This is a genomic window from Rhizobium sp. BK661, assembly GCF_024808825.1.
Taxonomy (GTDB): domain Bacteria; phylum Pseudomonadota; class Alphaproteobacteria; order Rhizobiales; family Rhizobiaceae; genus Rhizobium.
The window spans coordinates 43579-58056 of the sequence record NZ_JANTYT010000025.1 but is presented as its reverse complement, the minus strand read 5'-3'; the positions used below and the strand labels follow the sequence as shown (position 1 = coordinate 58056).

The 14478-nt window shown below is 60.4% G+C and carries 12 protein-coding genes; 4 read left to right on the top strand and 8 right to left on the bottom strand.

The genetic code is table 11. From position 1 onward, the window contains the following. Positions 1 to 106 precede the first annotated feature (106 nt). On the top strand, positions 107 to 2272 hold the full coding sequence (locus FHX16_RS28065; protein ID WP_183864845.1) for an indolepyruvate ferredoxin oxidoreductase subunit alpha: 2166 nt from the start codon (positions 107 to 109) through the stop codon (positions 2270 to 2272). After that, positions 2269 to 3816, top strand: coding sequence for an indolepyruvate oxidoreductase subunit beta family protein (locus FHX16_RS28060; protein ID WP_183758603.1), 1548 nt, complete (start codon positions 2269 to 2271; stop codon positions 3814 to 3816). Before FHX16_RS28065 ends, FHX16_RS28060 begins: the two co-directional genes overlap by 4 nt. A gap of 12 nt (positions 3817 to 3828) precedes the next feature. On the opposite strand, the gene FHX16_RS28055 is transcribed toward FHX16_RS28060, so the two are convergent. The 3 genes from FHX16_RS28055 to FHX16_RS28045 all read right to left on the bottom strand — a co-directional run bounded on the left by FHX16_RS28055 (position 3829) and on the right by FHX16_RS28045 (position 6801). After that, complete coding sequence (locus tag FHX16_RS28055; protein WP_016558305.1) at positions 3829 to 4335, bottom strand: MarR family winged helix-turn-helix transcriptional regulator; 507 nt, start codon at positions 4333 to 4335, stop codon at positions 3829 to 3831. Between the two features lie 25 nt (positions 4336 to 4360). Then, a complete protein-coding gene (locus FHX16_RS28050) occupies positions 4361 to 5950 on the bottom strand; it encodes an NAD(P)/FAD-dependent oxidoreductase (protein WP_183758605.1) in 1590 nt (529 codons plus the stop codon). A gap of 65 nt (positions 5951 to 6015) precedes the next feature. Further along, on the bottom strand, positions 6016 to 6801 hold the full coding sequence (locus FHX16_RS28045) for a cyclase family protein (protein ID WP_183758607.1): 786 nt from the start codon (positions 6799 to 6801) through the stop codon (positions 6016 to 6018). Between the two features lie 330 nt (positions 6802 to 7131). Here FHX16_RS28045 and FHX16_RS28040 point away from each other — a divergent pair, with 330 nt between their 5' ends. Together FHX16_RS28040 and FHX16_RS28035 are read left to right on the top strand one after the other, a co-directional pair. After that, complete coding sequence (locus FHX16_RS28040) at positions 7132 to 8703, top strand: NAD(P)/FAD-dependent oxidoreductase (protein ID WP_183864846.1); 1572 nt, start codon at positions 7132 to 7134, stop codon at positions 8701 to 8703. A gap of 87 nt (positions 8704 to 8790) precedes the next feature. Next, the gene (locus FHX16_RS28035; RefSeq protein WP_183758611.1) at positions 8791 to 9300 is read left to right on the top strand and encodes a MarR family winged helix-turn-helix transcriptional regulator; all 510 of its coding nucleotides are present in this window, start codon (positions 8791 to 8793) and stop codon (positions 9298 to 9300) included. A gap of 17 nt (positions 9301 to 9317) precedes the next feature. Here FHX16_RS28035 and FHX16_RS28030 read toward each other — a convergent pair whose 3' ends face one another. From FHX16_RS28030 to FHX16_RS28010, 5 genes are all read right to left on the bottom strand, one after another. Next, entirely contained in the window at positions 9318 to 9992 is a 675-nt protein-coding gene (locus FHX16_RS28030) for an amino acid ABC transporter permease (RefSeq protein ID WP_183758613.1), read from the bottom strand. Between the two features lie 77 nt (positions 9993 to 10069). Beyond that, a complete protein-coding gene (locus tag FHX16_RS28025) occupies positions 10070 to 10867 on the bottom strand; it encodes an ABC transporter substrate-binding protein (protein WP_183758615.1) in 798 nt (265 codons plus the stop codon). Between the two features lie 80 nt (positions 10868 to 10947). After that, complete coding sequence (locus FHX16_RS28020) at positions 10948 to 12156, bottom strand: pyridoxal phosphate-dependent aminotransferase (RefSeq protein WP_183758617.1); 1209 nt, start codon at positions 12154 to 12156, stop codon at positions 10948 to 10950. A gap of 161 nt (positions 12157 to 12317) precedes the next feature. Then, positions 12318 to 13601, bottom strand: a complete 1284-nt coding sequence (locus FHX16_RS28015) for a cysteine desulfurase-like protein (protein ID WP_183758619.1) — start codon at positions 13599 to 13601, stop codon at positions 12318 to 12320. Positions 13602 to 13719: 118 nt separating this feature from the next. Then, positions 13720 to 14412 (bottom strand): GntR family transcriptional regulator, encoded by a 693-nt coding sequence (locus FHX16_RS28010; protein ID WP_183758621.1) that lies wholly within the window; start codon positions 14410 to 14412, stop codon positions 13720 to 13722. Positions 14413 to 14478 lie beyond the last annotated feature (66 nt).

Sequence of the window (14478 nt, the reverse complement as noted above, 5' to 3'; positions counted from 1 at the left end):
CGCCTTCAATCAAAGAAGGCATTTGCCGATTGACAGGGTCGCGCGCGCCGAAATATGCTTTTGCAAATGAATAGAAAGGCAGTCCGAATGGACGAAGGGGAATGCCATGGCCGAACGCTCGTTTGCGCGTGAAGTCGAGGATCTGAAGCTGGGGGAAGGTGAAATCTTCCGCGGCGAAGGCATCCTTGCAATCACCAAAGCTCTCCTGCAATCCGGTGTGTCCTATGTCGGCGGATATCAGGGTTCGCCCATCTCGCATCTGATGGACGTGCTTGCCGATGCCAAGGACGTGATGGAGGATCTGGGCGTCCATTTCGAGACCTCGGCGTCGGAAGCCGCGGCCGCAGCCATGCTTTCGGCTTCCGTCATGTATCCGCTGCGCGGCGCCGTCACATGGAAGTCGACAGCCGGCACAAACGTCGCCTCGGACGCGCTGTCCAATCTTGCGTCCGGCGGCGTGACGGGTGGCGCGCTGATCATCATCGGCGAGGATTACGGCGAGGGCTCCTCGATCATGCAGGAGCGCAGCCACGCCTATGCGATGAAGTCGCAGATGTGGCTCCTCAATCCGCGTCCCAACCTGCCCTCCATCGTGCAGTCGGTGGAGAAAGGGTTCGAGCTGTCGGAAGCCTCCAACACGCCCGTTATGTTGCAGGTCGGCATCCGCAGCTGCCATGTTCACGGCCAGTTCGAGGCAAAGGACAACAAGCGGCCTGAGTTCACGCTGAAACAGGCCTTGGAAAATCCGGTGCGCGACGTCAATCGCATTGTCCTGCCGCCGGCGTCCTTCCTGCATGAGAAGGAAAAGCTCGGCAAGCGCTGGCCGGCTGCAGTCGAATATATCAAGAAGAACGAACTCAACGAATACTTCGGCCCTTCCGAAGGCGACATCGGCATCATTCTTCTTGGCGGGATGTACAACGGCGTCATGCGCGCGCTGCAGCAGCTCGGGCTTGCCGATGTCTATGGCAACTGCTCCGTGCCGCTCTATGTCCTGAACGTTGCCTATCCCCTGGTCGATGATCAGATTGCCGACTTCTGTGCTGGCAAGAGGGCGGTCCTTATGGTCGAGGAGGGCGCGCCGGAATATATCGAACAGTCGCTGAACACCGTTCTGCGCCGTCGCGACATCCAGACGAAGGTATCCGGCAAGGACGTCCTGCCGCTTGGCGGCGAGTACACCACGCCTGTGCTGATGAAAGGCATCAGGGATTTCCTCGAGACGCATCAGCGTGTGCTGCTCGGCAATCAGCCACCGCTGCCTGACCCGACGCCGGTCCTCAACGATCCGAAGGTCAAGGCGCTTGCAGAAGTGGTGCCCCCACGTCCGCCTGGCTTCTGCATCGGCTGTCCCGAACGGCCAATCTTTGCGGCCATGAAACTTGTGGAACAGGAACTCGGCGAGCACCATGTCTCGGCCGATATCGGCTGTCATCTCTTCTCGATCCTGCCGCCCTTCAATATCGGCGGCACGACGATGGGCTACGGCCTTGGCCCAGCCTCGGCCTCCGCTTTCAATGTCGATGCGGAGAAGCGGTCGATCTCGGTCATGGGGGATGGCGGCTTCTGGCACAACGGTCTTGCGACCTCGGTCGGCAATGCCGTGTTCAACAAGCAGGACGGCGTCATCCTTGTTGTCGACAATTACTATTCGGCCGCAACCGGCGGCCAGGACGTGATGTCCTCGCGCGCCATCAATCCGCGCCGCAAGACGAACAGCTCCATCGTCAACGCCGTGAAGGGGATCGGCGCCACATGGGTTCGGCAGATCGACCGGACCTATGACGTTGCCAAAATGCGCGATACGCTACGCGAGGCCCTGACGACGAAAGAGCCGGGCCCAAAGATCATCGTCGCCTCGTCGGAATGCATGCTGAACAAGCAGCGCCGCGTGAAGCCGCAATTTGCCAAGGCCGTCAAGGACGGCCAGCGCATGGTCAAGGAGCGCTTCGGGGTTGACGAAGACGTCTGCACCGGCGACCACGCCTGCATTCGCCTTTCCGGCTGTCCGTCCCTGTCGGTCAAGCACACCGACGACCCGCTGAAGGATGACCCGGTCGCAGCAATCGACAACAACTGCGTTGGTTGCGGCAACTGCGGCGAGGTGTCGGAAGCGGCCGTCCTCTGTCCGTCTTTCTATCGCGCTGACATCATCCACAATCCGACCGGTTGGGATCGGTTTACCGCCCGCCTGCGTAGCGCCGTCATCGGCTGGCTGCAGAGGCGTCGCGCCTCCAGCCGCATTGTCTTCGTGGAGCAAGGCCTGCTATGAACGAGCAACGTCCCATGAGCACTCGCCTTTCGACCGACAAGCCAATCTCGCTGGCAATCCTTGCCATGGGCGGCCAGGGCGGCGGCGTTTTGGCCGACTGGGTGGTCGGAGTTGCCGAGAGCCAGGGCTGGATGGCTCAAACAACTTCCGTTCCAGGCGTCGCACAGCGAACCGGGGCGACGATCTATTATCTGGAACTCTTGCCGGCGCGCGATGGCCATGAGCCGATCTTCGCGTTGATGCCGACGCCCGGCGATGTCGACGTCGTGCTTGCCGCCGAGCTAATGGAAGCCGGGCGCTCGGTGCTGCGCGGCCTGGTGACACCAGACAAAACAACCCTGATCGCATCGACGCACCGTGCCTTCGCCGTCGGTGAAAAGGAAAAGCCCGGCGATGGCATCGGCAATCCCGTTGTTGTCGTAGAGGCGACGGATTTTGCAGCAAAGAAAACCATCGCCTTCGACATGGAAGCGCTGGCTGTCAAGAACGGCAGCGTGATCTCGGCCGCAATGTTCGGTGCCCTGGCGGCGGCCGGTGTGCTGCCCTTTCCCAAGGATGCTTTCGAAGCCATGATCAGGGCGGGGGGCAAGGGCATCGAGCCCAGCCTGCGCGCCTTCAACGCCGCTTATCAACGCACCGTGGAAAAACCGCGCGATCCGGTCTCCGACCGGCCGCACAAGCGGCTTGATCCCTTGCCGTCAAGCACTGGCCATGCGACGCTCGATGCTCTGCTCGACAGGATACGCGGCGAGTTTCCCGAGCCGGCACGCGCATTGCTTTTCGCCGGTGTCAAGAAGCTGACCGACTTTCAGGATCCGGCCTATGCCGACGAGTATCTGAACCGTGTCGGCGCGCTTCTGATGAACGACCGGGCGGCGGGCGGTCCGGACAAGGACTACGCCTTCACCTGCCAGGCGGCAAAATATGTGGCCGTGGCGATGGCCTATGACGATGTCATACGCGTGGCCGACCTCAAGGTCCGCGCTTCGCGCTTCGACCGCGTCCGCAAGGAAGTCGGCGCCAGAGACGACCAGATCGTCTACATGACAGAATACATGCATCCGCGCATGGACGAGGTTTGCGGCACCTTGCCGAAACGGATCGGCCTCTGGATCGAAAGTCGGCCGGCCGTCTTCAATCGCCTCGATCGCTTCGTCAACAAGGGTCGGCGCGTCAAGACGGGCACGCTGTTCTGGTTCTTTTGTCTCTATGCGGTGTCAGCCCTGCGCGGCACACGCCGCGGCACGCTGCGCAACATGCGAGAGATTGAACATAGAGAAAACTGGCTCACGCAGGCGCAACGGCTGCTTCCAGACGATTATGACCTTGCCGTCGAGGTCCTCAACAACCGGCGTTTGGTGAAAGGTTACTCTGACACCCATACCCGGGGTCTGTCCAAGTTCGACCGGGTGATGTCGGCACTGCCGCTGTTGAAGGGGCGCGAGGATGCAGCGGCATGGATGCGACGGCTGCGGCAGGCGGCATTGCTCGACGAGAACGGGATCGCACTGGATGGAGCGTTAAAGACGGTTGCGACGCTCTGACGCGTGGCGATCTCAAATCTCATGCTTGCGGATATTGTGCAGCACCTTGTGCAGCGTCGACAGGAAGGCGCGGTACTCGACTTCGTCCACGCCGTCGAACATCTGCAGGAAGAGGTCATACATGCTCGGCCAGAGCTTTTCGAACGCTGCCCGCCCTTCTTCCGTGATCGAAACGTCTCGGACGCGCATGTCCTCAGCCCGAGGCTGGCGCCTGATGTAGCCTTGTTCCTCGAGTGAATCGAGTGTTCGGCTCATGGTCGATTGTTCGGTCACCGCGAAGACGGACAGTTCGTTGATCGTAACCGACGACGCAATGCTCAAGACCGCGAGCGTGCGCATTTTGGCGGTTGTCACGTCCTGTTCCTTGAGCTCTTCTGCCAGATTGGCGTTCCAGCGCGCCATCAGTCGGTTCATCAGGTAGGGGGCGAAATGGTTGAGGCCGATCTCGCCCATCGTCGGACGCGTCTCGTAACCGTCTTCCTTGCGTCGCAGAACCGTACCCGAAAACCGTTCTTCCATGGATGAGCGTTTCCTTGTCCTTGCGTCAGGGGAGGGAAGATGCGAGCAAAAATCCGGAGCCGCCTGACAGACCGGGGCCGGGATGGGCCGATGCGCCGATATGGTAGAGACCCGGAATGTGGGTGCGGTGGTTAACAGAAGACTTAAACGGGCGCCAGAGGAAAAACTGGTCTATTCCGCAGTAGCCGCCATAGGGATCGCCGCCAACGAGGTTGATGTTCATTGCCTCGAGATCAGCGGGAGAATAAGCCGCGCGAGCCAGCTTGATCGATTGGAAATCCTCGATGTGTTGCGACAGGATTGCCTCGATGCGATCGGCGTAGCGCTCGCGAATGGCTTGCGTCCAAAGACCGTCGGATGTGGTTGCGATCTCGCCCGCCGCATCGCCCTTGATGAAGCGCGGCGCTTCGGGCAATTGCAGCCAGAGGATCGATTTTCCGTCTGGTGCACGGCTCGGGTCGAGAGATGCAGGCTGGCCGACGCAGATCGTCGGCTCTGCGGGCAGCAGGCCACGCTCGCATTCGTTGGCGGCGCGTGACACCCCGTCGAGACCGGGTGTCAGATGCAGTAGTGCGACCTTCCCGAGTTCCGGATTGGCCTTCCACCTCGGCGGCTCAGCCAGTGCGTAGTGGATCTGCATGTTGCCCTTTCCATAGCGGAAGCGCGCAACGGCCTCTGACGTCTCGGCGGGCAGAGGCTGCGGCCAGTCCTTCGTGAGACGCCCGTAGAGCTGGTTCGGCGTGGTTGAGCAGATGACACCGCGGTTGGCTGCGAGGATCTCGCCGCTCGCAAGCCTGACGCCGCCAGCCTGGCCTGAAGGGGATGTTGTCACCTGCGCGACGTCGGCTCCGGTTCGGATCTTGCCGCCATGATCGGAAATCAATCTTTCAAAAGCATTGAGCAGGGAGACTGCGCCTCCCTTGGCGATCGGGCAGCCGGCAAGTTCAATCGCAAAGCCGATGACCTTCAGCATTTCGGCGGAATACGCGGCTTCCGGTCCCAAGCCGCAATGCAGCACCCAAGGAGCCCACAGGGCATGAATATCCTCGGACTTATAGGTGGTTTCCAGATAGCCGCGGGCAGGGACCAGCGCCTCGCCGAACCAGGCGGCAAGTTGGCGAAGACCGCGTCCCCAGCCCTGCTTTGCGACGGCCTTCAGCGTCGTGCCAGACCACAGCGCGCCACCGAGAAGTGAAAACAGGAAAGGCGCGTCTGCACCGAGCTTGTTCATCTCGCTCGAGAAGACCATGCCGTCACCGGCGTGGAGCTTGTCGAAGGTCGCGACGTTGCGTTGCCGGTCCATGGAGAAGATGACATGCGAACCATCCGGCCGCAGGACGCCGGTCGGCAGATCCGCATGTGCGAATTCCAGACCGCGGGCTTCAAGATCCTTGCCGAGCACCCCATAGGCGGGCGAGGTCACAAACAGCACCATCGTCGTCGCCATCAGGTCGTGGACAAAGCCGGGCTCGGTTATTTCCTCGCTGCGCAGGCAGCCGCCGATTTTTTCATTCCGCTCGAGAACGAGGACCTTGCGGCCCTTCTTCCCGAGCATCGCGGCTGCCACCAGCGCGTTTATGCCACTCCCGACAACGATGTAGTCGTATTCAGCCATTGTGTCGCCTCGGCGCAGCCAGAAATGTCAAACGGGCCGGAGTCTGGCTCCGGCCCGCACGAGCTTTAAGTCGTGACAAGCGCCAGCGCGCGCACGGGTGAACCGGTGCCCTTGACGAGCTTCAGCGGAGCGGCAATCAGGACCGCACCTTTTGGCGGCAACTGGTCGAGCTGACAAAGGCTTGCAAGTCCGTAGCGGTTGGCCTTGTGCATCAGGTTGTGCGCGGGAAAGGGCGGGTTCATCCCACCGGCCGAGCCTGCATCGGTTCCGATCGTTTCCTGACCCCAGCCGATGATGTTCTTGGTCAAAAGGTATTCGATGGCCTCCGCCGTCGGGCCTGGGGAATGAGGTCCATTTTCATCGGCATTCAGGAACGTCTCGCTCGAGCCGTTGCGCTTGTACCAGTCGGTGCGCAGCAGCACCCAGCTGCCGGCTTCGATCTCGCCGTGCTCGGCTTCCCATTCCTTTATGCTCTCTACGGTGAGCAGATAGTCGGGGTTGGCGGCAGCTTCCTTCGAGCGGTCGATCACGTTGACGGGCGCGACGAAGTTCTGCGGCGCAATGGTGTCGGTCGTATTGTTCGGATTGTCCTTGCCAGTGATCCAGTGACAGGGCGCATCAAAATGCGTTCCGGTGTGCTCGCCGAGTTCCAGCCAGTTCCATGCCCAGAATGGCCCGTCCTGGTCATAGGCCGAAATGGTGTGGACCTTGACGTTCGGTGTGTTCTTGCCGAACTGCGGCGGCAGATAAAGCACCGGCGTGTCGGGTCCGAGTGGGGCAGTGAGATCAACGACCTTCACGGCGCCTGACACAAGTGCGGTTGCGAGGTTTGAAAGAGCTGTAGTCGACATTTCATGGTTCCCCTTGGCGAGATGCCAGCGCGACGGTGCAAAGGGCTTTGGAGGCTTCTTGTCTGTTGCCCGTGATGGCTGGATAAGGGGAGCGTATGTCACGAAATATGATATTGCAAGTATTTGGATGTTCCGAGAAGGTCCCGGGGCGCCGACAGGTCAACGGGGCTAAAACCGCAGTGACTTCACCTGAATATCAGACTTTCAATAGCAATCAGAGGTCTCCCGAGGACGTTGTTGGTGACCTCGAGGCTTTCCGGCCCTTGAACAGGTTCGTCTAAGATGTATGCATGTGCGAATAAAAAGGCAAAGTGAACGAGGGGTTCAAGCATGAGTTACGATGCAGTGGTGGTGGGCGCCGGTCACAATGGTCTTGCTGCGGCCGTCCACCTGGCGGCGAAGGGATGGAAAGTAGCGGTCGTCGAGGCCAAGGGAGAGCCGGGCGGAGCTGTGAAAACCCGCGAACTGACCGTCCCCGGCTTCCGTCACGACGTTGCAGCCATGAACCTGTCAATGTTTGCCGGTTCCCCCTTCTTTGCCGAACACAATGAAGCACTGATCGCACACGGCCTTGATTTCGTGCCTGCGGCTGATTGTTTTGCGACAGTGTTTCGCGACGACACCTTTCTTGGCGTCAGTTCCGATCTTGAAAAGACCAGCGACGGTATTGCGGCCCTTTCGCCGGAAGACGCCCGAAGGTGGCGCGCGATGCTTGCCGAATTCGGATCAGACGCACCCCATATTTTTGCTCTTCTGGCGACCCCAATGCCGTCGTTGGCGGCATTGAGGGTTGTCTGGAAAGCATGGCGGCAGAAGGGAACCGGCTGGCTCTACGACACGCTCAGGCTTCTTTTCGCCTCGCCCCGAGATTTTCTGGATGGACGCTTCACGCATGCCAAGGTCAAGACGATGATGGCGGCGTGGGGCTTACATCTCGATTTCTCCCCCGATATCGCCGGCGGGGCCCTGTTCCCCTATCTTGAATCGATGGCAAACCAGGCTTTCGGCATGGTGATCGGCAAGGGCGGCGCCGACACGATGATCACAGCGATGACAGGACTTCTCCAGGAAAAAGGCGGAGAACTGATCCTTGATGCACCGGTCGACAGCATCAGCGTTTCATCGGGACGGGCAACCGGCGTGGTCCTGGCTGACGGGCGAACCCTCGAGGCGCGCAGGGCTGTCATCGCCAATGTTCATCCCAAGAACCTGTTTGGCCGGCTCGTTGCGTCAGACCCGGTGCGCGCCGAGTTCGATCGCAGGCTCGGAAAATTCCGCGAGGGGCCAGGCACGATGATGATCCACCTCGCGCTCGAAGGGTTGCCCGATTGGCGGGCGGGGGAAGAACTCAAGCGCTTTGCCTATGTGCACGTCGCCCCCGACCTGGAAATGATGTCGCGGGTCTATGCAGAGGCAGCGGCCGGATTACTTCCGACGGAACCCGCCCTCGTCGTCGGCCAGCCAACGGCAATCGATCCTACCCGGGCGCCGCACGGAAAGCATGTTCTTTGGTTGCAGGTGCGTGTCTTGCCGGCGAATTTCCATGGTGACGCCGCAGGCAACATCAGCGCCCGGAACTGGGATGAGGCAAAGGAAGCCTATTGTGAGCGTGTCCTCGACATTCTCGAGCGCTATGCGCCGGGCCTGCGTTCGAAGGTGCTCGGGCGCGCGATCTTCTCGCCGACTGACCTGGAGCGTGAGAACCCGAACCTGATCGGCGGCGATAATCTTTCGGGAAGTCATCATCTCGATCAGAATTTCATCTTCCGACCCGTTGCCGGATATTCGCGCTACGCCACGCCTGTGAGGTCGCTCTATATGTGTGGCGCCTCGACCTGGCCGGGCGCAGGAACGGGAGCAGGATCGGGCTTCATGCTTGCAAAAATGCTTTCCCGGTCGTAACGGCGACCGCCAAAGCAATTCCTTTGACATTTCAAATATTGGTGCCTAGACCAACGGGACTTATCCAGATGGTTCGGGCGGAGTGACATGGCAGACGCGGAGGTGGATACCGTCGACCTGGAGACAATTGTCCAGGGCGCGCATGAAAAGCAGGAGCTTCGGCTCTGGCTGCGGATGCTTTCCACAACGAAGCTGATCTCGCAGGAGGTTCGACGTCGCCTTCGAAACGAATTCAAGGCAACCCTTCCGCAGTTCGATCTGATGGCCCAGCTTTATCGCGAGCATGACGGATTGCGCCTTGGTGAATTGTCCAGGCGCACCATGGTGACGAACGGAAACGTGACCGGGCTGGTGGAGCGACTAGAGGCCGATGGCCTTGTCGTTCGTGAGACGCCGGACGACGATCGCCGCGTCACGGTCGCCAAGCTGACGCCCAAGGGCGATGAGCTTTTCACCACGATGGCAGCGGCTCACGAGAGCTGGCTGCGCGATATGATGGCCGATGTCGACCCTGCCGATATCAAGGCGCTCTGGTCGAGGATCGGCGCCGTCAAGGTTTCCGTCAGCAACCACCTTTCGGATCCCAACTTCGACTAGCAGGGCGTTTGCGGGGTTTAGCGGGTCTTTTCAGCCTTGAAGCGTTTTTCCAGCAGGCTGACGAGGCGCACCATCGGCCACAGGAAAAGGATGTAGACCAGCGCAGCACCGATCAGCGGCGTCGGGTTTGCGTAGAGCGCCTGTGCGTCTGTTGCTTCCTTGAGGAGTTCGGGAAGCGCCACTGTCGAGGCAAGCGACGTGTCCTTGAACATCGAAACGCAGTTGCTGGTGGTGGGGGGGATAACAATGCGCAGTGCCTGCGGCAGAATGACTTTGCGCAATGTCACGACAAAGGGAATGCCGAGAGCGGCCGCCGCCTCGAACTGCCCGCGTGGGACGCTTTCGATGCCGGAGCGGAAGATTTCCGCCGAATAGGCTGCCATGACGATCGAAAAGGCCAGAACCGCGGAGGCCCACGAGGAGAGGCGGATGCCGAGGAACGGCAGCGCGTAATAGATCAGGATAAGGACCACAAGCACCGGAACTGCGCGGAAGACGTCGATGTAGATCGTCGTCAGCAGGCGCAGCGGCTTTGGCGCATAGAGGCGGATCAGGCTTACGATGAGGCCGGCCGGAACGCCGACGGCAATCGCGAGAAGACCGAGCAGGAGCGTGTTCCAGAGACCGCGAAGAAGTGCCGGCAGGCTGGACATCAGGACATCGGAGTTGAAGAAGGTCTCGACCAGCGACATGGGCATTCCTTGCAGGTACGGGGTAGGCATCACGCCGGCCAGGGGCCGGCATGACAGATCCAAACTCGGTTGCGAGCTTATGCCTTCGGGATCGGCAGTTCGGTGATCGTTGACGAGCCGGCCGGTGCGTCGCTGCCGAACCACTTCTTGTGGATCTTGGCGAGCGTGCCGTCCTTCTTCATTTCGGTGATGGCGCCATTGATCTTCTCAAGCAGAGGATGATCCTTGGACATCATCAGGCCGTACTGTTCGCCGGTCTTGATGCGATCCTTGATGGCAAAGCCCTTCATCTTGACGAAGAGATACTCCATGCCCGGGATGTCGCTGACAACAGCGTCCACACGGCCGGCCCCGAGGTCAAGGAACATTTCCTGCTGGGCGTTGTAGCCCTTGACGTCGGCAAAGCCGTTGGCTGCCGTATTATCCTTGACCCACTTGTCGCCGGTCGAGCCGGAGAGCACGCCGATTGTTTTTCCCTTGAGATCGGAAAGACCCTTGATGGCGCTGTCTGCCTTTGTGGCCACACCCATGTCGGAGTCGTAGTAAGGCTGGGTGAAGGACTGAGATTTCAGACGATCAGGGGTGATGGTGATCGAGGAGATCGCCACGTCGATGCGCTTGGAGGTCGTGCCTGCAAACAGTGCCTGGAAGCCGTAGTCGGCGATTTCGGGCTTCAGGCCAACACGCTTGGCAGCTTCGGTGACGATATCGACCTCGAAGCCTTCGAAGGCGCCGCTGTCGTTCTTGTATTCGAAGGGCGGATTGCTCGGGTAGGAACCGACATTGAGGACATCGGCGGCATAGGCGGTGGAGGCTCCGGCGGCAAGGCCGATGGCGGCCGCAAGGGCCAACAGGTTACGACGGGTCAGGCTCATTTTTATCTCCCTCTGGTTTATTGGCCTGCGCCGGGTTTTTGCCGGCGCCGGTGTATCCCGTTCCGCCCTGGGGCGGAGCGTCATTTCATCGCGTCGACCATGCGATCGAGCGCAATCCTTATCTGTTCGATGTCGCGGAATACGCACATGCGCAGGAATGCCGCGGAGGAATTGCCGAAGAGATGGCCCGGCGCCAGGCCGACACGGGCCTTTTCAAGAATGTCGGCACAGGCCTCGCGCGCGTCGGCGCGGCCCTTAAGGGCAAAGAAGGCATACATGCCACCCCGCGGCTTGTCGGGGAGGATCATGCCAGGGATCCTCGCGAGCCGTTCGTAGGCAAGGTCGAGGCCGGCCTTTGCCTTGTTGCGGATTTCCGCCACGAGCGGTTCACCTTTGGTCAGGGCGGCAACGGCGCCAGCCTGGATCATGCCTGCAGTACCGCTGTTCATATACTGCGTCATGGCCGCAAGCTGATCGGCGATGCCGGACGGATGAGACAGCCAGCCGATCCGCCAGCCGGTCATCGCCCAGGCCTTGGAGAAGCTGTTGATCGAGATCACACGATCGGTGTCGTCGGCTATCTGGAGGATCGAAGGTGCAACGTTGCCCTCGAAATAGAGGCGACCGTAGACTTCGTCGGATATGATCCAGATGCCGGTACGCCGGCTGAACTCGAGGAGCGCCTGCATCTCTTCTGCGCTTGCCGTCCAGCCGGTGGGATTGGACGGGGTCGACAGGAAGATGGCTCGCGTACGCGCATCGCAAGCGGCAAACAGCTTGTCGAGGTCGAGGCGCCAATCGGTATCGAAGTCAAGCGAAACGGGGCGGGGCTCGCCGCCGATCAGATGGATCGCATTGTGGATGTTCGGCCATTGCGGCGCGACGTATACGACATTGGTTCCGATGTCGACGAGAAGCTGCAGGGCGATGTAGAGCGCCTGCATGCCGCTCGGCGCCACGGTCGTCCGTTCGATTGCGATCGGTCGGTCGTGCAGGTCGGACTGATAGCGGCTGAGGGCCTGGTTCAGGGCGTCGAGCCCGCGCATGTTCGGGATGTAGAATGTCTGTCCTTCGTCCAGCGCCGCCTTGGAGGCCTCGCGGATGAAGGCCGGCGTCACCAGATCACCTTCGCCGTACCAGAGCGGGATGACATCTCCGAGTTCGCGGGCCCGCATCGCCAGGGCTGCGATGTTATCCGTTCTGAGATCGCGGATTTGCGCGCGGATGCCATCGAAGGCGTGGCGGGCCTTTTTCGTTTCCGCGGAGAGTGGTGATGACCAAAAAGACAAGGATCAGTCCTTACATGTCTGGCCTAGCGCCTGCAGCTTGAAGCGAGGCCAGCGCCTGGCGGGAGAACGTTATTCGAAGTCGGGCGCAATTCAAGGGAAATTTTAAGTTTCAAAGGTCTCGTAGCGCCCGAGACAGTTTTGCCGCGAGCGGCTGCCCGCCGCTAGGCTTTTCGTTTTGCAAGAATCTCGCCAAGCACCCTGTCGAACCGTGCGATTTCCTCTGGCTTGTTGTAGTGAACGAGCGAGACGCGAACAGCGCCGTGCTCCATCGACAAGCCAAGCCGTTTCATCAGTCGGGGCGCAAACATGTGACCATCACGCAAGCCGATGCCGGCCTCTCCCATATCCGCTGCGATCTGCTGTGGCGTGACACCTGGAATGTTGAAGCAGATGGTTGGAACGCGGTCTGAAAGCCGGGCTTCGTCAGACACCCCGTAGATGACTGCGCCGTGTTTTTTAAGAACGCCGATCATGTCGCGAGACAGCGTCAATTCATAGTCGCGGATCGCGCCCATCGCTGCCGCCAGCGCCTCGCGGCGCGAATGACCGGCGCCGGCCAGGAAGCGGCGACCGAGCGCCTCGAGGTATTTCACGGCAGCATTCATGCCTGCGACGTTCTCGTAAGTGAACGTCCCGACTTCGATCTTGTAGGGCGGCACATCGGGGATGAAGTCTTCCTTGAACGTCGGAAGCCTGCAGAGCGCGTCGTAGCGTCCCCAGAGGAAGCCCATATGCGGGGAGAAATTCTTGTATCCGGAACAGACCAGATAATCGCAATCCCACGCCTGTACATCAATGAGGCCGTGCGGACCGTAGTGGACGCAATCGAGAAACACCTCCGCGCCGACGGCATGTGCGAGTTTCCCCACGGCTTCAACGTCGACGATAGTACCGATTGAATGGGCCGTGACCGTACACGCGACGAGACGCGTCTTGTCGTTGAGGAGCGGCTTCAGATCCTCAACGTGCAGAGTGCCGTCGTCGCGCATCCGCCACCAGACGACCTTGGCTCCGTCCGCCTCAAGCGCAAGCCAAGTGGCTATGTTGGCGTCGTGGTCCATGTCGGTGACGACGATCTCGTTGCGGTCGCCGAGCATCTTGGCAATGCCGAGGCTGACAAGCCGGATGAAGGAGGTCGCGTTGAGGCCGAAGGAGATTTCTTCCGGGCGATAGGCGTTGACGAGGAGTGCCACAGTTTCGCGTGCCTCGTCGAGATTGCGGTCTACGCCCTGGCTGTGCCGGTAATTGGCCATCCGCTGGACGTTGAAGTCGACAAGATGGGTCGCTACCGCGTCAACGACGGCCTGTGGGACCTGCGCGCCACCGGCATTGTCGAGGAAAATGAAGTCGCCGGCCTTCTGAATGGCCGGGAACATTGCGCGGATTTCGTCGACCGGGAAGCCATTCTGGCCAGTAACCTTCAATGGGGATGCCGATAGGCTCATAATTGCTCCTGCAATTGACTGTTCCGCATGGCCGTCTTCGTCACCGCGGCCTGTTTTGATCATTTGATCACAAACAATTTTAGAGTTCAACTAATTTCGGAGCTCCACATGTCAACCGTCAGCGAGCGTTCCAGCCGCCCTTGCCACCGCAATAGCTCCGCAGCGTCTCGTGCGTGTGCCGGATGTCGTTGCCGATAGCCTCGCGGGCCGCGGCAAAGTCCTGAGCCTTGATCGCTTTTATGATGACATCGTGCAGACCCGCCGGATCGAGCTCACCCTTGTCGATGAGCGGCGCTACCACGCCCGACAGCAGCCGCATATAGGGTCCGAGACGGAGCCAGAGCGTATCGATCAGCTGCAATAGGACCTCCGATCCCGAGGCCCGGTAGATAGTGAAATGGAACCGCTGGTTCATCTCGATGAGTTCGTAGACGTTCTCACGGGCTGTCGCATGCTGCTGCTCGACGATTAATTCAAGCTGCGCGATATCGGCAGCTGTCAGACGTGGACCACCGAGTTCGGTGGCGAGGCCCTCGACGGCGATCCGGGCGCGGGCAAGATCATCCAGCCGGGCGGCGGTCACCGGTGGAATTCGCGCCGAACCGTTCGGGGCAACCTCGACAGCATTTTCGGCTGCCAGCCGGCGCAACGCTTCACGAACCGGCATGTTGCTGGTGCCGAATGTTTCTGCGAGCGAGGCAATCGTCAGCGTCTGTCCGGGATCAAATCGGCCAACCATGAGGGCATTGCGCAGCTGTTGGTAAACTGCCTCCTGGATCGTCGTCCGCGATGAAACAGGGCCAAGGGCCATTCGTACTATCCTATTCTTCCTGCGATGGAGTTTCGAGCCGGAGAGGTCGATTCAATCTGCGCGTTG